Origin of the sequence: Achromobacter sp. (assembly GCF_032102605.1) — a bacterium.
GTDB lineage: Bacteria > Pseudomonadota > Gammaproteobacteria > Burkholderiales > Burkholderiaceae_B > Achromobacter.
The window spans coordinates 330,799-355,570 of the sequence record NZ_DAMDGT010000003.1; the positions used below are offsets into that span (position 1 = coordinate 330,799).

Sequence of the window (24,772 nt, forward strand, 5' to 3'; positions counted from 1 at the left end):
GCCGCCGCCCCTTGAGGCCACCGTGTCCCGCCCACCCCTGCGCCGCGGCGCGCTCGCCTCCAACATGCGCTGGCTGATGAGCCTGGCGCACATGGAGCCGTCGCCCGTGAATCCCTGGGTGATGCTGCGGGCGGCGCTGGCCATCGGCCTGCCGTCCGCGGTGGGACTGGCCCTGGACCAGAGCGCCGCGGCTGCGCTGGTGGCGCTGGGCGCGCTGCCCGCCATCACGGGGGACAACGGCGGGCCCTACCGCAACCGCGCGCTGTCGATCGGATCCACCGTATTTGGCGGCGCGCTGGGTTACCTGCTGGGCAACCTGGTGGCGGGGCATGGCCTGTGGACGTCGGCCGCGATGATGCTGATGGTGCTGACGGCCAGCCTGATCGGCACCTTTAACAATATCGCCGCGGTGGCGACCCTGCAGTTCGCGACTTACGTGATCGTCGGCTCCAGCCTGACGTCGTCCCTGCCGACGTGGCTGCCGCCGGTGCTGGTGGGCGCGGGCGGGCTGTTCGGCCTGGCCCTCACTCTGTCCGGATGGGTCGTCAATCCCATTGCGCCGGAGCGCGCCGCGGTGGCCCAGGCGTATCGCAAGCTTGCGGCCATGTTCGCGGCGACCGGCACGTCGCGCGTCATGAGCGCGCGGCGCGACATGGAAGCCGCCATGACCGCCGCCTACGACGCCGTCCTGGCCGCCCGCGGCCGCGCAGCCGGCCCGTCGCCCCGGCTGGCGCGCCTGGCCGCGCAATTGCAGGCCTGCACGCCGCTGACCAACGCCGCGTTGACGCTGGCCCGCGCCGGGCGCGTGCTGCCCGCCGAATGCGCCCGCGTCATGAATCACCTGGCCGACCGCGTCGAGAACGACGCCAGGCCGGGCGCGCGCGATGACATCGCCGCCCTGCGCCGGGCCGGCATGCCCCAGCTTGCCGACGCGCTGGAGCAGGCGCAACCGCTGCTGGACGGCGCCAGGCCGTCCGAGGCCGAGGCGTTCGCCGGCCTGCAGCCCGCGCCCCCGCGCACACCATGGCGCGTGCTGGCCCGCACCTACCGCCCGGGACCCACCACCGTGCGTTACCTGGTTCGGCTTGGGCTGTGCCTGATCGCCGCAGAGGTCGTGGCCCTGGCGGCGTCCCTGCCGCGATCCTACTGGGTGCCGCTGATCGTCGTGGTCATCTTCAAGCCCAACTTCGGTTCGGTCTTCGCCCGCGCGCTGCAAAGCTGCGCGGGCAGCGTGGTGGGTGTGGCGATCAGCGCCACCGTGCTGGCGCTGGACCGCGGCGGGCTGGCCAGCCTGCTGACGGTGGCGGTGCTGGCTGCGCTGCTGCCGTGGTCGATACGGCGCAACTACGGCCTGTTCTCGGCCATCCTGCTGCCCATCCTGATGCTGCTGATCGGCACGCTGCAGCCCGGCAGCTGGCCCATCGCGCTGGCGCGGCTGCTGGATGTGGGCGTCGCGGCGGCCATCGTGCTGCTGGTGGGCTACCTGCCCTGGATCCGCATCGAACGCAACAACCTGGACCATGCCGTTTCCGCCGCCATGTCGACGCTGGCGGCCTACCTGAACACCGTCTTCCAGGCCGATCCCGCCAACCGGCACGATTTGCGCGCCCGCGCCTACGCGCGCCTTTCCGACTTGCGCGTTGCCCTGCAGCGCGGCCTGTCCGAACCCCGGTTGGTCAGCCGACGGGCGCTGGCCTGGTGGCCCGTCGAAGTCGCGCTGGAGCGCGTGGCCAACGCCATTTCCGACACGGCGTGGTCCCTGCCGCCCGGCCAGGACGCGCCCGCCGCCGCACAGGTCGCGCTGTTGGCCGCCGCCCTGGGCGGCATCGCGTCGGCAGTCGAACAAGGCAAGCCGGTTCCAGGGGAACCCGTAGTCGCGCCTTCGCCGGCGCTGCGGGACGTTGCCGCCGAGATCGAAGCCTTGCGCGCCACACTGGCCGGGCCCGACTTCGCCGCCGAGCCCGGCCGCCCCGCTTCTCCTTCCACTCTTCACCAGGTCTGAACCATGTGTCTTGCCGTACTGGCCCTGCATACCTTGCCGGGCATCCCCGTGCTGATCGCCGCCAACCGCGACGAGTTCCACGCGCGCGCCACCCTGCCCGCGGCCCAGTGGCCGGACGCGCCCGGCGTGTACGGCGGGCGCGACGGCCTGGCCGGCGGCACCTGGATGGGTGCGACCTCGCTGGGGCGCTATGCGCTGGTGACCAACTTCCGCGAACCCGGCCGGATGCTGGCCAACGCGCCATCGCGCGGCGCGCTTGTGGAAGACTTCCTGCGCGGCGCCATGACGCCGCAGGCATATCTGGCAGACCTGCATCGGCATGACCAGGAGTACAACGGCTTCAACCTTATCGTGGGCGACGCCCGGCAGGCCTGGTACCTGAGCAACCGCGACGGCGGGCCGCGCGCGCTGGCGCCCGGTGTGTACGCGGTGTCGAACCACCTGCTGGACACGCCCTGGCCCAAGCTGGCGCGCACCAAGGCCGCGTTCGCCGCGGTGCTGCAAGCCCATGCGCAACCCGACCTGCCCGCGCTGTTTGCGGCGCTGGCCGATCCGCATCCCGCGGACGACGCCGACCTGCCCGCCACCGGCCTGCCGCTGGATCGCGAACGGCTGCTGAGCAGCCCGTTCATCGTCAGTCCCGAGTACGGCACGCGCAGTTCCAGTGTGATGGCGCTGCATGCGGATGGCGCGGCCGAACTGCACGAAAGGCGCTTTGCGCCCGACGGCACGGTCAGCGGCGAAAGCCGGCTGACGTTTTCATGGCAGTCGGATGCCAGCGGCGAAACCCCGCGGCAGGCGCCTGAAACAACCGGTTGATTTCCGAGGCGTCTGGACGCGAACTCGATATTGGCGGGCGGGTCGAATGAGTTACCGTGGTCCTCGGCAATGAGGCGGCAGGTCCGCGACCTCAATCGTCCTGTAAGGAGAATTCCATGAACAAGCGAATCGAACGCTGCACCATGGCCGCCGCCATGGCGCTGGGCAGCATGGCCATTGCGGGCGTGTTGTCCACCGCGCAGGCCGGCCTGCCCGCGGTGAAGCACCAGGGATCGGTGGAGTACGTCAGCGGCGGAATCGGCATCGACGAGTCCGAAGCCTTGAAGGCCGCCGCCAGCAACTACCCGCTGGCGCTTACGTTTGCGGCGCAGCGTGGCGGCGGCAAGGCGGATTATGTGGCGGACGTCACTGTCGCCATCCGCGACGCGCAGGGCGGCAATGTCCTGCAGGCAACCTCCGAAGGGCCTTACATGCTGGTCCGGCTGCCGGCGGGCAAGTACCGGATCTCGGCCACCTTCAATGGCCAGCCGCAAGAGCGCGAAGTCACCGTGCAGAACACGGGCACGACGCGCGCGATGTTCGAATGGAAGTGATGCGGGCTGCGCGGGTCGACGGCTTTTGCAACTGAAGCCCGCCCGCGTTGGTTACTGCGGCGCGTTCATCACACGCCCGTAAACAGGATCGCGATCACGAACCCCATGCTGGCGGTCCAGACCAGCGACCGCAACGCGCCCCAGTTGGCCAGGTACATGGCCAGATACCCCAGGCGAGTTCCCAGCCAGCAGGCCATAAGCGTGGCCACGTGCGCGGCGGACGCCTGGTTGTAAAGGGCGAACAGCACGGCGGCAAAGAAGAACGGCAACGCTTCGAACGTATTGGCCTGGGCCGCGTTGGCGCGCGCCCGCCAGCCCTCCTGACGCGCCAGCCATCCCCTCGGGTTGTTGTTGTCGAACTTGCTGCCCCCTGCCTTGGCCACGATCGTGGACACGAACGGCAGCAGCGCCGCGGCCAACATCAGCCACGCAATTGTCTTCATTCCTGACTCCTGTGCTGGCGGGCTCCTGCCCGCCGGATGGGCGGCGCATGCGCGGCCGCTGCCGCATGGTCGCCTGAAATCCCCGGCAAGGCAAAATCCCGCGACGCTGCGTCGTCGGGACGCCGGCGCTTACACTCGCCCCTTTGCCGTTCTTCACAGACGATGCCGCACTTCATGCCCTGGTCCGCCTTGTTCCTGGCCGCCGCCATGCTGTGGCCGCCGGCCACCCGCCGCTGGTCGCTTGTTCCCTTGGCGGCCGCATGGGCATGGGCGCTGGTCGATGGCGTAGCCGACCCCGTGGCGCTCGCCGCGCCCGCGCTGCTTGGACTGGCCGCAGTCCTGGTGCTTCGTTCCCATGGCAAGGCTGCACACGCGGCCGGGCATGCGCTGTTCCTGGTCCTGGCTATGCTCCTGTTCCTGCATTGGCTGCCCGGATTCCACAACCTTCAGGTGATTGCGCCGGCGCCCATGAGCCCCGGCGCGGCGCCTTTCGGCATGTACCTGAACCTGGACAAACCGCTGGTGGCCTTCTGGGTAGTGCTGGCGCTGGCGCCTCCCATGGCCGCGGCCAATGCGCGGCTGACGCTGCAGGCCGCGCTTCTGGCGTGCGCGGCGGCGGTGGCGGCGTGCATGGGACTGGCCCTGGCGCTGGACGTGGTGGAATGGGCGCCGAAGTGGCCGGCAAGCGGCTGGATCTGGCTGATCAACAACGCCCTGCTCGTCACGCTGGCGGAAGAGGCGCTGTTTCGGGGATATGTGCAGCAGCGCCTTGCGGCATGCTGGCGCGGACGCGCGTGGGGCGGATGGGCGGCGCTGGCCGTTGCGGCGGCGCTGTTTGGTCTTGCCCACTACGCCGGCGGCTGGCAATGGATGCTGCTGGCCGGCGTGGCGGGCGCCGCCTATGGCGTCGCCTACCGGTACGGGGGGCTGGCGGCCGCGGTGCTGGCGCACCTGGGCCTGAACGCGGCGCACTTCGGATTGTTCACCTATCCGATGCGCGCCGCGCTATGACGCCGGTCGGGGCTCGGGCTTAGGCCTCAGGCCGGCAGCGCGGGATAATCCGTGTAGCCTTCAGCGCCCGAGGCGTAGAACGTAGCCGGGTTCGGCGTGTTCAGCGGCGCGTTGCGCTGCAGGCGTTCAGCCAGGTCGGGCGTGGCGATATACGGCACGCCGAAGGCCACGGCGTCAGCCTTGCCGGCGGCCACCGCGGCCTGCGCGGATTCCCCGGTATAGCCTTCGTTGGCGATGTACACGCCGCCGAACTCGGCCTTCAGGACCGGGCCCAGGCTGTCGTCGGCTTCGTGCTCGCGTACGCACAGGAAGGCGATGCCGCGCTTGCCGAGCTCGCGCGCCACGTAGCTGAACGTTCCGGCCAGATCCGAATCGCCCATCGTATGGATGTCGCCGCGCGGCGACAGGTGCACGCCCACACGGCCCGCGCCCCAGACCGACACGCACGCATCCACCACTTCCAGCAGCAGGCGCGCCCGGTTCTCGAGCGAACCGCCGTACTGGTCGGTGCGCTGGTTGGTGCTGTCCTGCAGGAACTGATCCAGCAGATAACCGTTGGCGGCATGCACTTCCACGCCGTCAAAGCCCGCTTCCATCGCCATCTTCGCGCCGTGCAGGTAGGCCTGGACCACACCCGGGATTTCGGCCGTGTCCAGCGCGCGGGGCGTCACGTAGCCGCGCTTGGGACGCACGTGGCTGACGTGGCCCTCGGCGGCAATCGCGCTGGGCGCGACAGGCAGTTCGCCGTCCAGGAAGATCGGGTCCGAAATGCGGCCGACGTGCCACAACTGAGCCACGATCAGGCTGCCCTTGTCGTGCACGGCGGACGTGATCTTGCGCCAGCCCTTCACCTGTTCCGGCGACCACAGGCCCGGGGTATCGGCATACCCCACGCCCTGCGGCGTGACCGACGTGGCTTCGGTAAGAATCATTCCCGCGCCCGCGCGCTGGGTGTAGTACTCGACCATCAGATCATTGGGCACGCGGCCGGCGCTGGCGCGCTGGCGAGTCAGCGGCGCCATGACGACGCGGTTTCGCAGGGTCAGGTCGCCGACGCGCAGCGGTTCAAACAGGGGGTTCATGCAAAGTCCTTTCGTCCCGGGCAATGGGGCGCTTGGCGGGTATGGCAGCCGGGCTACATATCCTGGTTCAACTGCCGCAAAAACGCGGCAATCACGGGTTCATTGCGACGGAAAAAGACCCACTGCCCCACCTTCGTGGCCGAAATCAGGCCCGCGCGCTGCAGCACGGCCAGGTGCGAGGACACCGTCGACTGCGACAGGCCGCAGCGATTGTCGATGTGGCCCGCGCACACCCCGTGTTCAAAGGTGTGGCCCGGGCTTTCCTCGAAGTACGCCTGGGGCGTCTTCAGCCACGCCAGGATGTCACGCCGCACGGGATTGGCCAGCGCCTTCAGGATGGCGTCGGCGTCGATCGCAGGCTGCGTGTTCTGATCGAAGGTAGGAGAAGTTGCGGTCATATTGGTATATCGCAATTTATCGAATCATATATCGGAACTATCCGATATACCGTTATGCCCCCGTGGGACGTGGGGCTATAGGCCCCGCTGCGCCCGGTCTGGCTTCAGGCTGTCTGTCCAGTCGCGAGCCAGATCCCGCCGGGCCTTGCGGTTGACCAACGCGGTAATGGCCATGGCGATCACGGCGCCCAGCGCGGCCAATGCCATGTCCTTCTGTGCATCCCAGATGTCGCCCTGCGTGCCCAGATAGGCGGCACCCAGGTCTCCGCCAAACAACTCCGCGGCGCCCCACTCCATCAGCTCGTACAGCGCGGACGTCGACAAGGTCACGTCCATGGGAAGGAAATACGCCCAGAAACCGCGCACTTCGGCCACGCGCAGGAAGATCTCGCGGATGGGATAGGCAAGCAGCAGGCCGTAGGAAAAATGCACCAGCCTGTCGAAATTGTTGCGCTCCCATCCCAGCATGCTGTTCAGGCTGCGCCCCGTCAGGGCGCGCCACCAGTCGTCATACGGTACGAGCGAATAGGTGTAGTGCGCGCCAACGGTGTGCAGGCACAGGAAAATGAAGATCAGCGTGTACGACGCGCGCGAAAACACGAACCAGCGCCGGGTGAAGAACAGCACGCCGCCCAAAGCGAGCACCAGCGCGTTCTCCAACGCCCACGCCGCGCGGTCGTGCGGATTGAAGGCCAGCGCCAGCCAGATGACGGCGAACAGCCCGGCAAGCGTGGCCAGATGGCGGCGGCGCGCGTCTGCCATGGCCTAGTCGCCCTGCACCCGGCCCCGCAGGCGCTTGACTTCGCCGTGCAGCACCTTGCGCTGGACGCGGCGGCGCTGCGACGAGCGGGTAGGCTTGGTGGCGCGACGCGGCTTGTCGACGCGGATGGCGGACTGGACCATGGCCACCAGGCGCTCGATGGCTTCGGCGCGGTTTTTCTCCTGGCTGCGGAACGACTGCGCCTTGATGACGATCACGCCTTCCTTGGAGATGCGGTGATCGCTGACGGCGCACAGCGCATCCTGCACTTCCACGGGCAGGCGCGACGCGCGGACATCGAAGCGCAGATGGACGGCGCTGGAGACCTTGTTGACGTTCTGCCCGCCCGCGCCCTGTGCGCGGATCATGGTGAACACCAGGTCGCGCTCGTCGATGTAAAGAGAGTCTTGGACGTGAAACATAGGCGGCAAGTCTACAGGGCCGCCGTGCTTCCTGCACCCGGTCGTCCGCGGCGCGTCGCCCGCCTGGACACATGGCCTTCTTGTGCCGCGGCGCCTGCCTGCCGGCACACGCGCCGGGCCCCAACCTCCGGCCGGCAGGGTCTTTTCGGCGCACATCCGCCACGCCAAGTAAAATAGGCCGCTTTTGCTCGAATCCCCAGGCGCCCCGCCGCCCGCTTTTCTATGACCTACTCCGCCAAAGAAATCTTCAAGACCCTGCAAGGCGAAGGCGCCCACGCAGGCCGCGCGGCGGTATTTTGCCGGTTTGCCGGCTGCAATCTGTGGTCCGGCCGCGAAAGCGACCGCGCCAGCGCCGCCTGTACGTTCTGCGACACCGACTTCATCGGCACCGACGGCGACGGCGGGGGCAAGTTCGCGTCCGCCGACCTGCTGGCCGACGCCATCGCCGCGGCCTGGGGCCCGAACCCGGACAATCGCTACGTGGTCTTCACCGGCGGCGAACCCCTGCTGCAACTGGACGCGCCGCTCCTGGACGCCATCCACGCGCGCGGCTTTACCGTGGCCATCGAAACCAACGGCACCATCAAGCCGCCCGCGGGCATCGACTGGATCTGCGTCAGCCCCAAGGGCACGGCGCCCGTGGTGATCGAGCGCGGCAACGAGCTCAAGCTGGTCTACCCCCAGTTGAACGCCCTGCCCGAAACCTACGCGCACCTGGATTTCGAGCACTTCTTCCTGCAACCCATGGACGGGCCGACGCGCGTGGCCAACACCGAACAGGCCGTCCAGTACTGCATGCAGCATCCGCAATGGCGGCTCAGCCTGCAAACCCACAAATACATAGGCATTCCATGATTCACCCCCACGCCTTGCGGAGCGCGCGATGATTTCCGTGACCCGCAGGCTCGAGTTCGACGCCGGCCACCGCATTCCCGACCACCGCAGCCAATGCCGCAACCTGCACGGCCACCGCTACGTGCTGGAAATCACGCTGACGGGCGACATCGTGCAGGCCCCGGGCGAGTCCGACAACGGCATGCTGATGGACTTTTCCGAGATCAAGCACATCGCCAAGACCCACATCGTGGACGTCTGGGACCACGCGTTCCTGGTCTATGAAGGCGACGCCGCCGTGCGCGGTTTCCTGGACAGCCTGCCCGACCACAAGACCGTGGTGCTGGATCGCATTCCCACCGCGGAAAACCTGGCCACCATCGTCTTCGAAACGCTGGCGCCGCATTACCACGGCCATTACGGCGCGGAACTGCGCCTGACGCGCGTTCGCCTGTACGAAACGCCGAATTGCTGGGCTGACTGCAACGGTTAAGCCCAAGACGGGGCAAGACGGGCACGCGCGTCACTTGAAGCGCGACCCCGCGGCCGCGTTCCCGTCCCGCTGATCTCCTCCCCTTACGGTTTTGGCCCCGGTTTTCCACCCATGGAAAACCGGCGTCCTATTTTCCCAATTGAAAGAATCTATGGAGATAGTCGCCATTTTCAATCATTAGTAAGCTAATAGATAGGATACAATCTAATTCATGAACATTCCTACCGACTCCCAGCTCATGGCCACCACCGCCAATCTGATGGTCCTGTCGCGCGCCTATCGCGGCGCCGCCGACAAGGCGCTTGCCGACTACGGCCTGTCGCAGGCCACGGCGTGGCCCGTCATCCTGGCCGGCCGGCTGGGAGACGGCGTGCGCCAGGGCGCGCTGGCAGAGGCGCTGGGCGTCGAAGGCCCTTCCCTCGTGCGCGTGCTGGATCAACTGGTCGCCGCGGGCCTGATGGAACGCCGTGAAGATCCCCACGACCGCCGCGCCAGAACCCTGCACCTGACCGAAGCCGGCCACGCGCTGCGCGCGCAGGTCGAGGATGTGCTGGTCGAACTGCGCCGCCGCATCTTCCAGGGCGTCAGCGAATCCGACCTTGAAGCCTGCCTGCGGGTGTTCGAATCGCTGAAGGTGTCGCTGGGCCGCAGCAATGCCGGCGCCCAAGAGGACGCGCGGCCATGAAACTGCCGAACGTCCGCGAGACCATTTTTTCGCTCAAGAGCTATCTGAGCGCCATCATGGCGCTCTACCTGGCCTACAGCATCGGTTTGCCGCGTCCGTTCTGGGCCATGACCACCGCCTACGTCGTGGCCCAGCCCTGGTCGGGCGCGGTGCGATCCAAGGCGCTGTACCGCCTGGTCGGCACGTTCGTCGGCTCGGCCGCCACCGTTTACATGGTGCCCCGGTTGTCGAATTCGCCGGTCGTCATGACCGGCGCCATGGTGCTGTGGGTGGGCGCCTGCCTGTACATGTCCGTGCTGGACCGCACCCCGCGGTCGTACCTGTTCATGCTTGCCGGCTATACCGCCGCGATGATCGGGTTTCCCAGCGTTACCAACCCGTCGCTGGTGTTTGACACGGCGCTTGCCCGCGTCGAGGAAATCAGCCTGGGCATCGTGTGCGCCACGCTGATCCACAGCATCGTGCTTCCGCGCGGTCTGGCGCCGGCGTTGACGCTGCAGCTGGACAACGCGGTGCGCGATGCCCGCAACTGGATGCGCGACACGCTCAGCGGCAAGAACGCAGAACAGCGCGACAAAGACCGCCGCGTGCTGGCCAACGACATCACGCAATTGCGCCTGCTTTCCACCCACGTACCTTTCGACACCAGCAATCTGCGCTGGACCGCGGGCGCCGTGCGCGCCATGCAGGATCAGATCTCGGCATTGACGCCGGCTGTGTCGGCTGTGGAAGACCGGATGCGCGCCTTGCAGGCCAACGGCCAGCAACTGCCCGACACCGTGCAGTCCCTGCTTTCCGACATTTCCGAATGGATCAACGCCGGCGCGCAGGCCTCGCATGAAACCGCCGTGCGCCTGCGCGCCGCCGTGACGCGCCTTACGCCCCGCATCGACAGCCGATCGACGTGGCGCGACGCGCTGCTGGCCAGCCTGATGGCGCGCCTGCGCGAACTGATCGACACCTACGACGAATGCCTGGCCCTGCGCCGCGACATCCGCGCGGGCCTGCAAGGCGCGCCGGTGCGCACCGCCAAGCCGGCCCGCGATTCCAATGCCGCGCTGCACCGCGACCACGGCATGGCGCTGCTTTCCGCGCTGGCCGCAGGCGTCGCCATTTCGGTCTGCTGCGCGTTCTGGATCGGCACCGCCTGGAGCAACGGCGCCACCGCCGCGATGATGGCCGCCATTTTCAGCTGCTTCTTCGCGTCGCAGGACAATCCCGTGCCGGGCATCATGCAGTTCCTGACCTACACGGTGTATTCGATTCCGCTGTCGGCGCTGTACCTGCTGGGCATCATGCCGGCCCTCCATTCATTCGAAATGCTGGCGCTGTCCATGCTGCCCACGGCCTTCGTGCTGGGCATATTCATTGCCCGGCCGGCCAGCACCGGCAAGGGCATGGCCATGCTGTTCGGATTCCTGGGCACCATGGCGCTGCAGGACACCAACACCGCCGACGTCGTGTCGTTCATCGACTCGCAGGTGGCCCAGTGCATGGGCGTGGCCACGGCCGCGATCATCGCCGCCATCTTCCGCACCGTCAGCGCCGACTGGAGCGCGCGCCGCATCCAGGCCGCCAACTGGAAAGAACTGGCAACCCTGGCCAGCTCGCCGCGCGCGCCATCGCGCCACACGTATACCGCCCGCATGCTGGACCGCATCGGCCTGTTGCAGCCGCGCCTGGCGCTGGCCAAGCGGCCTGACGACCTGGTCGCCGCCGATGCATTGAAAGACTTGCGCGTGGGCCGCGACATCACCGAACTGCAGCGCGCCCGCCGCCATCTGCCGATGGCCGAATCCACGATCCAGCCGGTGCTGAACAGCCTGGCGCAGTTCTTCCGGGTCCGTTCGACCGGGCGCACGCTGGACAAGACACCGGAGTTCCTGGCGCAGATCGATCGCGCGCTGTTCAGCGTGGCCGGCACGCCGCAAGGCCCGAGCGCGCGAGACCGCGCCGTCGTGGCGCTGGTGGGCATCCGCCGCGCGTTCTTCCCCGAGGCCCCCGACTATCAACCTGCCCATCCAACGCTGGAGGGCCAAGCATCATGATCGGCGAATTCAATCTGTACGGCATTTACTTCCCCTGGCTGCTGGTGCTGGGCGTCGTCACCCTGGGCGTGGCCTGGGCCGTGCGGCGCGTGCTGGCCCGCGCCGGGCTTTACCGCCTGGTGTGGCACCCCGCGCTGTTCGACCTGGCGCTCTTCGTGGTGCTGCTGTACGGCGTATCCCTCATTTCCCCTTATTTTCTCCAGAGATAGGTATGAAACTCCCCAATGCCCTTCGCCCTGCTGCCCTCGGCAAGTTCGCGGTGACGGCCGTCGTCGTCGCCGCCGCCGCCTACGCCGGCTGGCAGCTCTGGGACCACTATGAAGTCGAACCCTGGACGCGCGACGGCCGCGTCAAAGCCTATGTCGTGCAGGTTGCGCCCGACGTCTCCGGCCTGGTCACGAGCGTGCCCGTGCACGACAACCAGGACGTGAAGGCCGGCGACCTGCTGTTCGAGATCGACCGCGCGCGCTTCCAGCTTGCCTTCGACCAGGCCCAGGCCTCGGTGCGGTCGCAGCAGGTGGCCCATGACCAGGCGCTGCGCGACGCCAAGCGCAACCGTTCGCTGGGCCAGCTTGTGGCGGCCGAGGCCGTCGAGCAAAGCCAGACCAAGGTCCAGCAGACCGAGGCCGCGCTTGCCCAGGCGCAGGTGCAATTGAATACCGCGCGGCTGAACCTGGAACGCAGCCGCGTCGTCGCCGCGAGCGACGGCCGCATCACCAACCTGGACCTGCGCGCCGGCTCTTATGCCACCGCCGGCCGCGGCGTGATGGCCCTGGTCGATGCGGGTTCGTTCTACGTCGAAGGCTACTTCGAGGAAACGAAGCTGCCCGGCATCCACGAAGGCGATCCCGTGACCGTGACGCTGATGGGCGAACCGCGCCACATTCGCGGCCACGTCGAAAGCATCGCGATGGGCATCGCCGACCGCGACCGCAGCACCGGGGCCAACCTGCTGCCGAACGTGAATCCCACCTTCAACTGGGTTCGCCTGGCGCAGCGCATCCCCGTGCGCGTGAAGATCGACGACGTGCCCGAAGGCGTGCGCCTGGTGGCCGGCCAGACCGCCACCGTCTCGGTGGACGACCGCGCCGCCGCATCGGCCGCCACGGCGCCCCACGCGTCCTGACGCGGACGCCGGACACGCCGTTTTTTCAACCCTTTCACCTTTATCGACGCCAAGCCGTAGCTGCCATGAATACCAAACACCTCCTTCCGCTGATGCTGGCCCTTGCGCTGGCAGGATGCGCCTCCGTGGGCCCCGACTACCAGGTGCCGGCGCAGGCCGTTTCCCAGCGGCCGTCCGCGCAATCGTCCTTCGTGCAAGCGCAGGCCGGCGTGTACCGGCAGGAAGCGGTGCCCGGGCACTGGTGGCGGCTGTACAACGACGCCGTGCTGGACGGCCTGGTGGAAAAGGCCCTGGCCGCCAACACGGACCTGCGCGTCGCCAGCGCGAACCTGGAGCGCGCGCAGGCCGCCGTGCAAGAGACGCAGGCGCAGCAGCAACCCACCATCGGGGTCAATGCCTCGCCGACCTTCGGCCACGTGTCCGGCCTGCAGGAATTGCAGCCTGGCATCGATCCTCCCAACCGCTGGTCGTACTCCACGGGCGCCAGCGTGTCGTACCAACTGGACCTTTTCGGCCAGATCCGGCGCGCCGTCGAGGCCTCCAAGGACGATGCGCAGGCCGCGCAGGCCGCCTATGACGCCACCCGCGTCACGGTGGCGGCCGAAACCGCGCGGGCCTACGCCAACATGTGCTCGGCCGGCATGCAGCTGGCATCGGCGCAGCATTCGGTGCAGGTGCAGAAGGAATCCGTGGACGCGGTCAGCCGGCTGCAACGCGCCGGCCGCGGCACGACGCTGGACGTGACGCGCGCCCGCAGCCAGCTTGAACAGCTTCAGGCCAACCTGCCGCCATTCCAGGCGCAGCAGCGCACCGCGCTGTACCGCCTGGCCGCCCTGACGGGTCAGACGCCCGCCGAAATCTCGCCCGCGCTGCTGCAATGCGCCGCCGCGCCCAGGCTGACCGAGACCATCCCCGTCGGCGACGGCGCCGAACTGCTGCGCCGCCGGCCGGACATCCGCCAGGCCGAACGCACGTTGGCCGCATCCACCGCCCGCATCGGCGTGGCCACGGCCGATCTCTATCCCAAGATCACGCTGGGCCTGTCGACCGCATCCGGCGGCCCCGCCTCCATGTTCGGCGACCGTGGCACCTTCAGCTGGAGCGTGGGTCCGCTGATCTCGTGGACCATCCCGAACACGGGCGCCGCCCAGGCCCGCATCGCCGAAGCCGAAGCCAGCACCAAGGCCGCCGCGGCGCGCTTCGATGCGACGGTGCTCAATGCCTTGCGCGAAACGGAAAGCGCCCTGGTCGTCTATGCCCGCCAACTGGACCGCGACACCGCCCTGCGCGCCGCGCGCGACCAGAGCGCCGAAGCCGCGTCGCAGGCGCGCCGGCTGTTCCAATATGGCAAGACCGACTACCTGACCGTCCTGGACGCGGAACGCACCCTGGCCACCAACGAAAGCGCGCTGGCGGCGTCGCAGGCCGACTTGAGCAGCGACCAGATTGCGCTGTTCCTCGCGCTGGGCGGCGGCTGGGAGAAGTAAGCCCGCCAGGGCGTTGCCCACTTCGCCTCAGTCACGGGGCGCGCAGCTACGCTGGATGCGAGCTTCGGACGCTGCTCAGGGAAGGCGCCGCAGGGCCGGAAGCCACACCGTCCGGCACGGAACAGGCGCTGCCATCAATGCACCGTCGTGCCATCCGGCGGCGTCTGGTTCAAGCCCAGCGCGGCTTCCCAGCTGCGCAGCGGCACGCAGGTCTGAAGGCGCACGACGGCGCGCTGGATCAGGGCCGGGTGCAGTTCGTGGCCGACGTGGGTGGCGATGTCGATGGTGGAATCGCCATGCAGTTCGGCCAGGCGCGTCTGGGCGGCCTGGGCGTTGGCCACGTTCATGATGGGGTCGTCGGCCCCATGCAGCAGATGGATGGTGGTGTATTGCGGGGCGGTCTTGGGCAGTTGCGCGTAGCGGCCCGAAAACGCGATGACGCGTCCGGCCATGCCGTCGTGGGCCTGCACCAGTTCCAGCGCCATGATGGCGCCTTGTGAGAATCCGGCCACCGCGGTATCCGATTGCAGCAGCCCGAAGCGGGCCTGCGCGTCGCGCACATAGGCTTCCAGGCGCGGCATGGCCTGGGCCACGCGTTCGGCGCGGTTTTCGTCAGTGACGCCGCGCACGGAGAACCACTGCCGGCCCGAGCCGCCCCCATCGTAGGGATCGAAGCCTTCGGGGATCAGCACGGCCGCCATCGGGAAGGCCGCGCGCAGGGCTTCGGCCAGGGGCTGCAGCCCGTCGGGGGAACCGCCCACGCCGTGCAGCAGGATGAAGAGCTGGCGCACGTCGACGCCCGGCTCGGGAAGGAATTCGATAGAACTGGAAGACGCCATGAAACCGCTCCGTGCTGGCCTGGGGCCGTTGGAAAGCGCCCCGATGGCTGCATTGTAAAATGCGCGGCGCCTGGCATCTTCATATGGATATCCGGGATTTCCTGCACGCCGTCCTGCGCGCACGGCTTTGCGGCTGAACGCCGGAAGCCGGCGATGTCCGGCGACGCGCCCCCTGTGTCCGACACGGTTGCAACACCAGCGCGGACGGCCCGCCCCTGCCGCGCAAGCGCCAGCAGCCGGCACGCGGCGCTTCCGGACATCAGCGCACTTTCCGCCGCGGCGGCCACCTTACACCCCGTATGCAAACACCCCACACCGACTCGGGCGCCGCTGCGCCCGCCAGCAAGAATCAATTGCAACGCGTGCTCAAGGCGCGCCACCTCACGATGATCGCGCTGGGAGGCGCGATCGGCACCGGCCTCTTCGTCGCCTCGGGCGCGGCCATCGCGCAGGCGGGCCCCGGCGGCGCGCTGCTGGTGTATCTGCTGATCGGCCTGATGGTGTACTTCATCATGACCAGCCTGGGAGAATTGGCGACCTTCATGCCGGTGTCCGGGTCGTTCTGCACGTACGCCTCGCGCTATGTGGACCCCGGCTTCGGTTTCGCGCTGGGCTGGAATTTCTGGGTCAGCTGGGCGACGGTCGTGGCCGTTGACGTCGTGGCGGCGCAGCTTGTCATGGCCTACTGGCTGCCGGACACGCCCGGATGGATATGGAGCGTGGCCTTCCTGGCGCTGACCTTCGGGCTGAACGCATTTTCGGCGCGCAGCTTCGGCGAGGCGGAATACTGGTTCGCCATCATCAAGGTCGTGGCCGTGCTGTGCTTCATCGTGGTGGGCGTGGCGATGCTGGCCGGCATCATCCACGGCGGCGGTCCGGTAGGGCTGGAAAACTGGAAGGTGGGCGACGCGCCGTTCGTCGGCAACGTGGCGACGTGGGTCGGCGTGGCGATGGTGGTGGCATATTCGTTCCAGGGCACCGAGCTGGTCGGCGTGGCGGCGGGCGAATCCGAAAACCCCCGGCGCAACGTGCCGCGCGCCATCAACAGCGTGTTCTGGCGCATCCTGCTGTTCTACGTGCTGGCCATTTTGATCATCGGCCTGCTGCTGCCCTATACCGACCCGCAGTTGCTGCGCAACGAAGTCGAAGACATCGCCGTCAGCCCGTTCACGCTGGTGTTCCAGCATGCGGGGCTGCTGTCGGCGGCCACGGTGATGAACGCGGTGATCCTGACCTCGGTGCTGTCGGCCGGCAATTCGGGCATGTACGCGGCGACGCGGATGCTGTTCAACATGGCGGCCGAGGGCCAGGCCCCCGCCCTGTTCAAGCGCCTGACGCCCCGGGGCGTGCCGCTGTATGCCTTGCTGGCCACCACGCTGCTGGCCTGCCTGTGCCTCTTCAGCGTGGTGTACAGCCCGAAGGCGGTGTACATCTGGCTGCTCAACTTCGCGGGCATGACGGAATTCATCGTGTGGCTGAGCATCGCGATGAGCCACTACCGGTTCCGCCAGGGCTATGTAAAGCATGGCCACGACACCGCCGACCTGCCCTACAAGGCCGGCCTGTTCCCGTTCGGGCCGTTGTTCGCTTTTGTGCTGTGCCTGCTGGTGACGCTGGGCCAGAACTACCAGGCGTTCCTGGAAGACCGCATCGACTGGATCGGCGTGATTTCGACGTACCTGGCCATTCCGCTGTTCCTGGGGTTGTGGCTGGGCCACCGGTTGCTGCGCGGATCGCGCTGGGTGCGGTACGCGGACATGCGCTTCTATGGGCTGGAGGCCGACGACGCCGCCGTTGCGTCCCCGGAAACGCACCGCCAGGCTCGCGCCGCGCCCGGTTGAGTCCGACGCAGCCCTGCCTGCCGCAAGGCCACTTTTCGATACTTCCGGCGGCCTGAAAGCCCGGTACAATACTGTATATTCATACAGCCTATTGAGCACCGGGCGTTCACGCCATGCAGTCCCCCGAACGTATCCATCCCGCGTTGTGGCGCGCCACGCAGTTGGCACAAGGCGTCGCACGCACCCTGCCTACCGGGCATGCGGCGCTCTCGGCCGAGCTGCCCGATGGCGGCTGGCCGCTGGGATCGTTGGTGGAACTGCTGACGCCCCATCCCGGCATCGGCGAAATGCGCCTGCTGCGCCCGGCGCTGGCCCAGCTGGAAACGCGGCGCCCCATTGCCCTGGTGCAGCCGCCGCATATCCCGCACATCGCCAGTTGGATGAGCTGGCGGCTGGATCCCCGGCAACTGCTGTGGGTGGCGCCCGAAAAACCGGTCGACGCCTTGTGGGCCACCGAACAAATCCTGAAGAACGCCAGTTGCGGGGCGCTGATCTGCTGGCTGCCGCATGTGCGCCCCGAATCCCTGCGCCGCCTGCATTTGGCCGCGCAAGCCAGCGACCTGCTCTTCATCGCCGTGCGGCCGTCCCGCGCCGCGCAAAGCGCCACCCCCGCCGCTCTGCGGCTGGCGCTTGCGCCCGCGCCGGGCGGCTTGTCCGTACACATCCTCAAGCGCCGGGGGCCCGTCTGCGACACGCCGTTGTACGTAGGCCTGGAGCCCGGCGCCCTTACTCCCTCTTCACCCCGCCATGCGCCTCTGGATCGCCGCCTACCTGCGCTGCCTGCCGCTGGACGCCATACGCCCGCACTGGCCGCATGAACAGGAGGCGTTCGCCGTCCTGGACCAGGAACGCGTCGCCGCCCTGACCCCCGCCGCCCGCCAGGCCGGCGTGACGCCCGGCATGCGCCGCGCGGGCGCCGCCGCCATCGCTCCCGGCGTCGAACTGCTGCCCCGCAATGCGCTGGCCGAAGCCGAAGCCCTGCAAGGCGCGGCGCTGGCGTTGCTGCAGTACACGCCCGAGATCGCCCTGGCCGACGGCGACACCGTGCTCTTGAACGTGGGCGCCAGCCTGATGTTCTTCCGGGGCCCGCGCGCGCTCAGCCAGCGCGTGGCCGCCACGCTGCGCGCGCTGGACTTGCGGGTGACGCTGGGCATGGCGCCCACCGCCGCCGGCGCCTGGCTGCTGGCGCGCCGCGCCGGCCGACGCGTGCCCCGGCGCACGCTGAAACTGTCCACGCTGGCGCGCCGGCTGGATGCCCTGCCCCTGTCCCTGCTGCCCCAGGCGCAGGAACGGCGCAACTGGCTGGACGACATCGGCTGCCACACGCTGGCGCACCTGCGCGCCCTGCCGCGCGCGGGCCTGCAGCGGCGCAGCGCGCCCGAACTGCTGCAGGCCCTGGACGTCGCCTACGGCCAGGCGCCCGAACTCCACCGCTGGATCGAACCGCCCGCGCAGTTTTCGCGGCGCATCGAACTGATGGACTACGTGGAACACACCGACGCGGTGCTGGCCGTGGCGCGCCGCCTGGCCGAGCAGCTCGGCGGCTGGCTGACCGCCCGGCAACTGGCCGTGCGCCGCGTGGTGCTCAGCATGGATCACGAACGCGGCCGCCACGCCCGGCCACCCACCGAACTGGAACTTGCCCTGGCCCAGCCCGTCTGGCAGGCGCCTCAGCTCTTGCACCTGCTGCGCGAAAAACTGAATCACTTCACGCTGGAGGCCCCCGTCATCGCCGTGACGCTGCACGCGCCCGAAACCGTCGAACAGCCGGCCGCCAGCACCACTCTTTTCCCCGAGCCGGGCGGCACCGCCGCCGATCACGCGCGGCTGCTGGATCTTCTGGTGGCGCGGCTGGGCCGCGACCAGGTGCGCCATGCCCATCCCGTGCCGGACCACCGCCCCGAGGCCGCCAATGCCTGGGGCGACGCGCTGGCCGCTCCCGAACGTCCCGACCCGCTGCCGCCTTTGCTCGACCGCCCCTTCTGGCTGCTGGAAACGCCGCAGCCCCTGAAGCTGTCCGGCCATCGTCCCCAGTACGGCGGCCAGGCGCTGCGCCTGATGCGCGGCCCCGAACGCATCGAAAGCGGCTGGTGGGACCCGGCCCTGACCGTGCGCGATTATTTCGTGGCCGAAGACGCGGCCGGCGCGCGCTACTGGATCTACCGCGAGCGCGACGCCGAGCACGCCCGCTGGTTCCTGCACGGGCTGTACGCCTGACATGCGCATGGACGACGACACCCCCGATCCCCTGGACCCGGCCGACGCCCTGGTGCAGTTGCCCGGCTATGCCGAGCTGCAATGCCAGTCCAATTTTTCCTTCCTGCAAGGCGCCTCGCACCCCGAGGAACTGGCCACGCGCGCCGCCGAACTGGGCTACGCCGCCCTCGCCCTGACCGACGAATGCTCGCTGGCCGGCGTGGTGCGCGCCCACACCGAGGCCAAGACGCTCAAGCTGCCGCTGATCATCGGCGCCACCTTCCAATTGCGGGCCGCGCCCGACGCCGCGCCGCTGGGCCTGACCCTGCTTGCGCAGACCCGCGAAGGCTACGGCAACCTGTCCGAACTGATCACGCTGGGGCGCACCCGGGCGCCCAAGGGCGAATACCGCCTGTCCCCGCAAGACCTGGCCGACCCGCCCGACGGCTACGCGCACCTGCGCAATCTTCCAGAATGTCTGGCCATCCTGACGCCCGCCTACGGCACCGACGCCGACCGCATGGCCGATCAGGCGCGCTGGCTGGCGCGTGCCTTTCCCGGCCGCGCGTGGGTGGGCCTGACCCTGCTGCATCAGTCGCGCGACGACCTGCATCGCGCCGCCGTCGAACACGCGGCGCGCACATCGCAATTGCCCATCGTGGCGGTGGGCCAGGTCCAGATGCACGTCCGGTCGCGCAAGCCGCTGCACGACACGCTGACCGGCATCCGCACCCGCCAGCCGGTGTCGCAATGCGGCTATGAACTGTCCGGCAATGCCGAACAGCATCTGCGCAGCCGCATGCGCCTGGCCAGCCTGTATCCGCCGGACGCCCTTGCGCAGACGCTGGCGGTGGCGCGCCGCTGCACGTTTTCGCTGGACGAGCTGCGCTACGAATATCCCGACGAGATCGTCCCGGCGGGCCACACGCCGGCCAGCTACCTGCGCCAGGAGGCGCTGGCCGGCGCCCTGCGGCGCTTTCCGGCCGGCGTTCCCGACATCGTGTCCGCGCAGATCGACAAGGAACTCGAGCTGATCGCTGACCTGGGCTACGAAGCCTATTTCCTGACCGTCTACGACATCGTCCAGTACGCCCGCAGCATCGGCATCCTGTGCCAGGGGCGAGGCTCGGCCGCCAACTCGGCGGTGTGCTATTGCCTGGGCATCACCGCGGTGGATCCGGCGCGCGGCAACAACCTCTTCGAACGCTTCATCAGCAAGGAACGCAACGAGCCGCCCGACATCGACGTGGACTTCGAGCACCAGCGCCGCGAAGAAGTCATCCAGTACATCTACGGCAAATACGGCCGCCAGCGCGCGGCCCTGACCGCCGTGGTGATCTCATACCGCCCGCGCAGCGTGCTGCGCGATACAGGCCGCGCCCTGGGCGTGGACCCGGGCGTCATCGATGCCGTGGCCCGCGCCCACCAGTGGTGGGACGGCAAGAAGGAAATGCTGCGCACGCTGGGCGCCTGCGGGCTGGACCCGGAATCCCAGGTGGCGCGCCAATGGGCGTCGCTGGCGCAGACCATGATGGGCTTTCCGCGCCACCTGTCCCAGCATCCCGGCGGCTTCGTGATCTCGCGCGGCAAGCTGTCGCGCCTGGTGCCCATCGAAAACGCCGCCATGGAAGACCGCAGCGTCGTGCAATGGGACAAGGACGATCTGGACGCCCTGAAGCTCTTGAAGGTGGACGTGCTGGCGCTGGGCATGCTGTCGGCCCTGCGCCGCACGCTGGAACTGGCCAGCCAGCGTCGCGGGCAGCCTCTGACCCTGCAGGACATCCCCGAAGGCGACGCCCCCACCTACGACATGATCTGCAATGCGGACACCATCGGCGTGTTCCAGATCGAATCCCGCGCGCAGATGACGATGCTGCCGCGCCTGCGGCCGCGCGAATACTATGACCTGGTGGTGCAGGTGGCCATCGTGCGGCCTGGCCCGATCCAGGGCGGCATGGTCCATCCCTACCTGCGCCGCCGCCAGGGCAAGGAAGACGAAACCTATCCCAGCGAAAAAGTGCGCGGCGTGCTCAGCCGCACCATGGGCGTGCCCATCTTCCAGGAACAGGTCATGCAGATCGCCGTGGTTGCCGCGGGGTTCTCGCCCGGCGAAGCCGACCAGTTGCGCCGGTCCATGGCCGCCTGGCGGCGCAAGGGCGGCGTGGACAAATTCCGCGTCAAGCTGGTGGGCGGGCTGCTGGCGCACGGCTATACCGTGGATTTCGCCGAAGCGCTGTTTCGCCAGGTGGAAGGGTTTGGCGAATACGGCTTCCCCGAAAGCCACGCCGCCAGCTTCGCGCTGCTGGCGTATGCCAGTTCCTGGCTCAAGCGCCACGAACCGGAAGCCTTCCTGGCGGCCCTGCTCAATTCCCAGCCCATGGGTTTCTACGCGCCCGCGCAACTGGTGCAGGATGCCCGCCGCCACGGCGTCTGCGTGCTGCCGGCCGACGTCACCGTAAGCCGTTGGGATTCCGTTTTGGAACCCCTGCCCGCCGACCATCCCGGCGCGCGGCGACGCGCGCACGCCCACGCGCCGCCGGCCGATACGCCCCGTCCCGCCGTGCGTCTGGGCTTGAGCCTGATCCAGGGCATGCGCGTGGACGCCGCCCAACGCATCGAAGCCGCGCGCGCCGACGCCCCGTTTGCAAACACCGCCGACCTGGCCCGCCGCGCCGGGCTCAATCGCCACGACCTGAACGCCCTGGCTGCCGGCGACGCCCTGCGCACCCTGGCCGGCCACCGGCGCCAGGCAAGCTGGGAAGCCGCCGCCAGCGTGCAAAGCCGCGATCTGCTGCGCGACGCCGACATCGTGGACGTCCAGGCCCCGCAGTTGTCCGCGCCATCCGAAAGCCAGACCGTGGCCGCCGATTACCGCAGCGTGGGCCTGACGCTGCACACCCATCCCGTGGCGCTGCTGCGCCCGCAACTGGCGGCGCGCAATTTCCAGCCCGCCTCGGTGCTGAACGACTACCCCAACAAGCGGGTGGCGCGCGCCTGCGGCATCGTCACCGTGCGCCAGCGTCCGCAAACGTCCAAGGGCGTGATCTTCGTGACGCTGGAAGACGAAACCGGTCCCGTCAACGTGGTGGTGCGCCCCGAACTGATCGAACGCCAGCGCCGTGAACTGCTGGGCGCCACACTCCTGGGCGTGTACGGATCCTGGCAAAGCGTGGACGGCGTGCGGCATCTGGTCGCCCAGCGGCTGGTGGACATGTCCGACCTCCTGGGCGGACTGGCCACGCACAGCCGCAACTTTCATTAAGCCGCGGCCGGCGCGCCTAGCGCCCGAACAACGTCGCATCGTCCAGCGCCTGCGCCATCGCCTGATAGCCGGCGTCGCCCGGATGCAGGTGATCACCCGAATCGTAGACGGGCAGCATACGGGCAGGATGAGACGGATCGCGCAGCGCGACGTCGAAATCCGCCACTGCATCGAACACGCCGCTGTCCCGGATCCAGTGGTTCACCTCAAGGCGCAGCGCATTCTTGGCCGGGTTGTAATGGCCGGCCAGCGGCGTTCCGTGCAACGAGCCTTCGAAGGGCGGCAGCGTCGCGCCCACGACCCGCAGGCCGCGCAACCTGGCCGCCTGCGCCAGTTGACGGTAGCCTTCAGTCAGCTTGGCCGCCGTCATGGGCGCATCGTGCGGCGCGAAGCCGCTGTCCGGCCAGCCGATGTCGTTGATGCCGATCGCGATCACCACCGTGCGCACGCCCGGCTGCGACAGGACATCGGCCTCGAAGCGCGCCATGGCGTTCTGCCCCATCTTGTCGCCCCACACACGCGCGCCCGAAATCCCCGCGTTCACCACGCCGATCCCCTGCGGCGCCAACCGGGTCGCCAGCACATCAGGCCAGCGGCGGTTGGCGCCGGGCGTCGAGCCGTTGCCGTCGGTCAAAGAATCCCCGAAGGCCGCGACGACGGGCGCCCTTGGCGGCCCTTCCACCCAGATCCCGGCCAGGAAGGCGCGGCCGTCCAATCGGCGGGCTCCCGGCAATTCGCGCTGGCCGGTGGCGTCGCCTTCCGCAATCAAGGCCGTCTGCTGCGCGCCCCAATGGAACGTCGTCACCGGCGTGACCTGCGGGAAATAGGTGCTGACCACCAGTTCGCCCAATGCCGGCACGGGCAGGTCCACGGGATCGCTGACGGCCTGCGCGCCCGGTGCGATCGTCACGCCGGGCTGGCCGCCAAAGCGCAAGGCGCGGTCCGACGACGGCGAAGGCGCTTTTTCGAAACTCGCCCGCGCCACATGCACCGCGCCGATCACCAGGGGCTCGACGCCGTAGCGGTTGGACAGCACCACGCGCAACCGCTTGCCGCCGACGCTGATCCTGGCCGTTTCCCGCACCGTCTGGTTGCGCAGCGAATCGGGCATCCCCGTGGGCAAAACGAACGACGCGTCCCACAGCGGTTGCGGACTGGCCGTCCAGGTGGCGGCCCACGCGTTGGCCGGCTCGGCGGCGGTCCAGGCGGGGCTGGCCTCGACGGAGCCGGGTTCGCCGATTACGCCAAAGGGGCCGCTGGCGGATGAGCCGACAGCCGGTGCTGCGGCAGCCGATGCTGCGACAGCCGGCGCTGCGGCTACCGCCGCACCGGCCGCAAGAACCGACAAGCCTCCGGCGAGCGTTGCGAACACATTCGGAAAACGGGCATGGGCAAAGCGTTTCATGGCATTCCTTTGGAAGACGCCGGCCAACGCGGCCGACTACGCTCCGGTCAAGATAGGTTCTTCCAGAAACGCCGGGTAGCCCCGTAAACTGCATACCGCTTCTTCCAAAAAGGAATGACCAAGATGGACACCATGCGCGCCATGCAGGCTTTCGTCCGGGCCGTCGAGCTGGGCACCTTGTCCGCCGCCGCACGTGAACAGGGGCTGAGCCAGCCGGCGCTGAGCAAGACCGTGGCGGCGCTGGAACGAGAGATGAACGTGCGCCTGCTGGAACGCAGCACGACCCGCGTCGTGCCCACTGAACAAGGCAGACGGTTCTACGAACGCGCCACGCGTGTGCTGGAGGAATACGCCGAAGCCGTCTCCGACGCGCGCGGCCACACCGAGACGCCGTCCGGCCTGTTGCGCGTGAACGCGCCGGTCGCGCTGGGACAGTTCCGGTTGAACGCCCTGATCCTGCAGTTCCTGAACACCCATCCAGGCATCCAGATCGAACTCATCCTGAACGACAGGTATGTCGACCTGGTGGAGGAAGGCGTGGACGTGGCCTTGCGGCTGGGCGGCAATCTGCCGCCGAATGCCGTAGCCCGCAAGGCGGCCATATCGCCGCGCTGCCTTGTGGCCGCGCCCGCCTATCTGGAAGCGCGCGGCCAACCCGAAGCGCCCGATGACCTGGCCGCCCACGATTACGTCCGGTTCGCCTGGTCGGCGGCAGGCGACACCCTGGAACTTCGGCGCGAGTCCGCCAGCGCCGTTGTCCGCACCCAGGGCCGCTACCGGGTGAACAACGCCCTGGCCATCCGCGAAGCGCTGGTCATGGGTGCGGGCATCGGCCTGTGTCCGGATTGGCTGGTCGAAGACCTGCTTGCCAGCGGCGAACTACAGCGTGTCCTGCCCGCATGGAACGCGTCGCCGCAGGAAGCCTTCCTGGTCTATCCGTCGCGCCGCTACCAGCCGCTACGGGCGCGGCTGCTCATCCAGTTCCTGGCCGAACGGCTGGCCGACCTGCCGGGCATGCACGCGCCCTCCGCGCCTTGAGCACAGCGTCTCGCCGCTGGTCTATCA

Annotated in this window: 23 protein-coding genes; 16 read left to right on the plus strand and 7 right to left on the minus strand. The window is 68.6% G+C overall.

Annotated features, from left to right (window positions below; all coding sequences use genetic code 11):
* Positions 1-22: 22 nt before the first annotated feature.
* The 3 genes from RT614_RS09455 (at position 23) to RT614_RS09465 (ending at position 3,375) form a co-directional block, all read left to right on the plus strand.
* Complete coding sequence (locus tag RT614_RS09455) at positions 23-2,002, plus strand: FUSC family protein (RefSeq protein ID WP_313621848.1); 1,980 nt, start codon at positions 23-25, stop codon at positions 2,000-2,002.
* Between the two features lie 3 nt (positions 2,003-2,005).
* Positions 2,006-2,821, plus strand: coding sequence for an NRDE family protein (locus RT614_RS09460; RefSeq protein ID WP_313621849.1), 816 nt, complete (start codon positions 2,006-2,008; stop codon positions 2,819-2,821).
* Between the two features lie 116 nt (positions 2,822-2,937).
* Positions 2,938-3,375, plus strand: a complete 438-nt coding sequence (locus RT614_RS09465) for a carboxypeptidase-like regulatory domain-containing protein (protein WP_313621850.1) — start codon at positions 2,938-2,940, stop codon at positions 3,373-3,375.
* A 68-nt stretch (positions 3,376-3,443) separates the two neighbouring features.
* Here the strand turns inward: RT614_RS09465 and RT614_RS09470 are convergent, their stop codons facing one another.
* Positions 3,444-3,818 (minus strand): MAPEG family protein, encoded by a 375-nt coding sequence (locus RT614_RS09470; RefSeq protein ID WP_313621851.1) that lies wholly within the window; start codon positions 3,816-3,818, stop codon positions 3,444-3,446.
* Positions 3,819-3,980: 162 nt separating this feature from the next.
* Between RT614_RS09470 and RT614_RS09475 the strand changes: the two genes are divergently transcribed.
* The gene (locus RT614_RS09475) at positions 3,981-4,829 is read left to right on the plus strand and encodes a CPBP family intramembrane glutamic endopeptidase (RefSeq protein WP_313621852.1); all 849 of its coding nucleotides are present in this window, start codon (positions 3,981-3,983) and stop codon (positions 4,827-4,829) included.
* Between the two features lie 26 nt (positions 4,830-4,855).
* Here the strand turns inward: RT614_RS09475 and RT614_RS09480 are convergent, their stop codons facing one another.
* The 4 genes from RT614_RS09480 to arfB all read right to left on the minus strand — a co-directional run bounded on the left by RT614_RS09480 (position 4,856) and on the right by arfB (position 7,491).
* On the minus strand, positions 4,856-5,911 hold the full coding sequence (locus tag RT614_RS09480; RefSeq protein ID WP_313621853.1) for an alkene reductase: 1,056 nt from the start codon (positions 5,909-5,911) through the stop codon (positions 4,856-4,858).
* A gap of 53 nt (positions 5,912-5,964) precedes the next feature.
* The gene (locus RT614_RS09485) at positions 5,965-6,309 is read right to left on the minus strand and encodes a metalloregulator ArsR/SmtB family transcription factor (RefSeq protein ID WP_313621854.1); all 345 of its coding nucleotides are present in this window, start codon (positions 6,307-6,309) and stop codon (positions 5,965-5,967) included.
* Positions 6,310-6,384: 75 nt separating this feature from the next.
* Entirely contained in the window at positions 6,385-7,071 is a 687-nt protein-coding gene (locus RT614_RS09490) for a DUF2238 domain-containing protein (RefSeq protein WP_313621855.1), read from the minus strand.
* Between the two features lie 3 nt (positions 7,072-7,074).
* Positions 7,075-7,491 (minus strand): alternative ribosome rescue aminoacyl-tRNA hydrolase ArfB, encoded by a 417-nt coding sequence (gene arfB, locus RT614_RS09495; RefSeq protein WP_313621856.1) that lies wholly within the window; start codon positions 7,489-7,491, stop codon positions 7,075-7,077.
* A gap of 222 nt (positions 7,492-7,713) precedes the next feature.
* Between arfB and queE the strand changes: the two genes are divergently transcribed.
* The 7 genes from queE to RT614_RS09530 all read left to right on the plus strand — a co-directional run bounded on the left by queE (position 7,714) and on the right by RT614_RS09530 (position 14,164).
* The gene (queE, locus tag RT614_RS09500; protein ID WP_313621857.1) at positions 7,714-8,346 is read left to right on the plus strand and encodes a 7-carboxy-7-deazaguanine synthase; all 633 of its coding nucleotides are present in this window, start codon (positions 7,714-7,716) and stop codon (positions 8,344-8,346) included.
* 28 nt (positions 8,347-8,374) lie between these two features.
* Positions 8,375-8,818, plus strand: a complete 444-nt coding sequence (gene queD / locus RT614_RS09505) for a 6-carboxytetrahydropterin synthase QueD (protein WP_313621858.1) — start codon at positions 8,375-8,377, stop codon at positions 8,816-8,818.
* 211 nt (positions 8,819-9,029) lie between these two features.
* Positions 9,030-9,503, plus strand: coding sequence for a MarR family winged helix-turn-helix transcriptional regulator (locus RT614_RS09510; RefSeq protein WP_313621859.1), 474 nt, complete (start codon positions 9,030-9,032; stop codon positions 9,501-9,503).
* Complete coding sequence (locus tag RT614_RS09515) at positions 9,500-11,551, plus strand: FUSC family protein (RefSeq protein WP_313621860.1); 2,052 nt, start codon at positions 9,500-9,502, stop codon at positions 11,549-11,551. The genes RT614_RS09510 and RT614_RS09515 overlap by 4 nt, the downstream gene beginning before the upstream one ends.
* Entirely contained in the window at positions 11,548-11,760 is a 213-nt protein-coding gene (locus tag RT614_RS09520; RefSeq protein WP_025140452.1) for a DUF1656 domain-containing protein, read from the plus strand. Before RT614_RS09515 ends, RT614_RS09520 begins: the two co-directional genes overlap by 4 nt.
* Before the next feature lie 2 nt (positions 11,761-11,762).
* Positions 11,763-12,677, plus strand: a complete 915-nt coding sequence (locus RT614_RS09525; protein ID WP_313621861.1) for an HlyD family secretion protein — start codon at positions 11,763-11,765, stop codon at positions 12,675-12,677.
* A gap of 65 nt (positions 12,678-12,742) precedes the next feature.
* Complete coding sequence (locus RT614_RS09530; protein ID WP_313621862.1) at positions 12,743-14,164, plus strand: efflux transporter outer membrane subunit; 1,422 nt, start codon at positions 12,743-12,745, stop codon at positions 14,162-14,164.
* A gap of 134 nt (positions 14,165-14,298) precedes the next feature.
* On the opposite strand, the gene ypfH is transcribed toward RT614_RS09530, so the two are convergent.
* Complete coding sequence (gene ypfH / locus RT614_RS09535; protein ID WP_313621863.1) at positions 14,299-15,003, minus strand: esterase; 705 nt, start codon at positions 15,001-15,003, stop codon at positions 14,299-14,301.
* A gap of 299 nt (positions 15,004-15,302) precedes the next feature.
* Here ypfH and RT614_RS09540 point away from each other — a divergent pair, with 299 nt between their 5' ends.
* The 4 genes from RT614_RS09540 to RT614_RS09555 all read left to right on the plus strand — a co-directional run bounded on the left by RT614_RS09540 (position 15,303) and on the right by RT614_RS09555 (position 22,302).
* The gene (locus RT614_RS09540) at positions 15,303-16,844 is read left to right on the plus strand and encodes an amino acid permease (protein ID WP_313621864.1); all 1,542 of its coding nucleotides are present in this window, start codon (positions 15,303-15,305) and stop codon (positions 16,842-16,844) included.
* 113 nt (positions 16,845-16,957) lie between these two features.
* Positions 16,958-17,662: a translesion DNA synthesis-associated protein ImuA gene (imuA, locus tag RT614_RS09545; RefSeq protein ID WP_313621865.1), complete on the plus strand. Its 705-nt coding sequence runs from the start codon at positions 16,958-16,960 to the stop codon at positions 17,660-17,662.
* Positions 17,592-19,061 carry a DNA polymerase Y family protein gene (locus RT614_RS09550; protein WP_313621866.1) on the plus strand — a complete coding sequence of 490 codons (1,470 nt, stop codon included), beginning with the start codon at positions 17,592-17,594 and terminating at the stop codon, positions 19,059-19,061. Before imuA ends, RT614_RS09550 begins: the two co-directional genes overlap by 71 nt.
* Before the next feature lies 1 nt (position 19,062).
* Complete coding sequence (locus RT614_RS09555; protein ID WP_313621867.1) at positions 19,063-22,302, plus strand: error-prone DNA polymerase; 3,240 nt, start codon at positions 19,063-19,065, stop codon at positions 22,300-22,302.
* A 16-nt stretch (positions 22,303-22,318) separates the two neighbouring features.
* Here the strand turns inward: RT614_RS09555 and RT614_RS09560 are convergent, their stop codons facing one another.
* Positions 22,319-23,707, minus strand: coding sequence for an SGNH/GDSL hydrolase family protein (locus RT614_RS09560; protein WP_313621868.1), 1,389 nt, complete (start codon positions 23,705-23,707; stop codon positions 22,319-22,321).
* 123 nt (positions 23,708-23,830) lie between these two features.
* Between RT614_RS09560 and RT614_RS09565 the strand changes: the two genes are divergently transcribed.
* On the plus strand, positions 23,831-24,745 hold the full coding sequence (locus tag RT614_RS09565; protein WP_313621869.1) for a LysR family transcriptional regulator: 915 nt from the start codon (positions 23,831-23,833) through the stop codon (positions 24,743-24,745).
* Positions 24,746-24,772 lie beyond the last annotated feature (27 nt).

What these genes read in the sequence shown, in the direction of transcription:
- RT614_RS09540 (WP_313621864.1), top strand. Translation starts at nt 15,303, where the DNA reads ATGCAAACACCCCACACCGACTCGGGCGCCGCTGCGCCCGCCAGCAAG.
- RT614_RS09475 (WP_313621852.1), top strand. Translation starts at nt 3,981, where the DNA reads ATGCCGCACTTCATGCCCTGGTCCGCCTTGTTCCTGGCCGCCGCCATG.
- RT614_RS09510 (WP_313621859.1), top strand. Translation starts at nt 9,030, where the DNA reads ATGAACATTCCTACCGACTCCCAGCTCATGGCCACCACCGCCAATCTG.
- queE (WP_313621857.1), top strand. Translation starts at nt 7,714, where the DNA reads ATGACCTACTCCGCCAAAGAAATCTTCAAGACCCTGCAAGGCGAAGGC.
- RT614_RS09515 (WP_313621860.1), top strand. Translation starts at nt 9,500, where the DNA reads ATGAAACTGCCGAACGTCCGCGAGACCATTTTTTCGCTCAAGAGCTAT.
- RT614_RS09480 (WP_313621853.1), bottom strand. Translation starts at nt 5,911, where the DNA reads ATGAACCCCCTGTTTGAACCGCTGCGCGTCGGCGACCTGACCCTGCGA.
- RT614_RS09460 (WP_313621849.1), top strand. Translation starts at nt 2,006, where the DNA reads ATGTGTCTTGCCGTACTGGCCCTGCATACCTTGCCGGGCATCCCCGTG.
- RT614_RS09520 (WP_025140452.1), top strand. Translation starts at nt 11,548, where the DNA reads ATGATCGGCGAATTCAATCTGTACGGCATTTACTTCCCCTGGCTGCTG.
- RT614_RS09530 (WP_313621862.1), top strand. Translation starts at nt 12,743, where the DNA reads ATGAATACCAAACACCTCCTTCCGCTGATGCTGGCCCTTGCGCTGGCA.
- ypfH (WP_313621863.1), bottom strand. Translation starts at nt 15,003, where the DNA reads ATGGCGTCTTCCAGTTCTATCGAATTCCTTCCCGAGCCGGGCGTCGAC.
- arfB (WP_313621856.1), bottom strand. Translation starts at nt 7,491, where the DNA reads ATGTTTCACGTCCAAGACTCTCTTTACATCGACGAGCGCGACCTGGTG.
- RT614_RS09565 (WP_313621869.1), top strand. Translation starts at nt 23,831, where the DNA reads ATGGACACCATGCGCGCCATGCAGGCTTTCGTCCGGGCCGTCGAGCTG.
- RT614_RS09485 (WP_313621854.1), bottom strand. Translation starts at nt 6,309, where the DNA reads ATGACCGCAACTTCTCCTACCTTCGATCAGAACACGCAGCCTGCGATC.
- RT614_RS09560 (WP_313621868.1), bottom strand. Translation starts at nt 23,707, where the DNA reads ATGAAACGCTTTGCCCATGCCCGTTTTCCGAATGTGTTCGCAACGCTC.
- RT614_RS09550 (WP_313621866.1), top strand. Translation starts at nt 17,592, where the DNA reads ATGCGCCTCTGGATCGCCGCCTACCTGCGCTGCCTGCCGCTGGACGCC.
- RT614_RS09525 (WP_313621861.1), top strand. Translation starts at nt 11,763, where the DNA reads ATGAAACTCCCCAATGCCCTTCGCCCTGCTGCCCTCGGCAAGTTCGCG.
- RT614_RS09465 (WP_313621850.1), top strand. Translation starts at nt 2,938, where the DNA reads ATGAACAAGCGAATCGAACGCTGCACCATGGCCGCCGCCATGGCGCTG.
- queD (WP_313621858.1), top strand. Translation starts at nt 8,375, where the DNA reads ATGATTTCCGTGACCCGCAGGCTCGAGTTCGACGCCGGCCACCGCATT.
- RT614_RS09470 (WP_313621851.1), bottom strand. Translation starts at nt 3,818, where the DNA reads ATGAAGACAATTGCGTGGCTGATGTTGGCCGCGGCGCTGCTGCCGTTC.
- RT614_RS09555 (WP_313621867.1), top strand. Translation starts at nt 19,063, where the DNA reads ATGCGCATGGACGACGACACCCCCGATCCCCTGGACCCGGCCGACGCC.
- imuA (WP_313621865.1), top strand. Translation starts at nt 16,958, where the DNA reads ATGCAGTCCCCCGAACGTATCCATCCCGCGTTGTGGCGCGCCACGCAG.
- RT614_RS09490 (WP_313621855.1), bottom strand. Translation starts at nt 7,071, where the DNA reads ATGGCAGACGCGCGCCGCCGCCATCTGGCCACGCTTGCCGGGCTGTTC.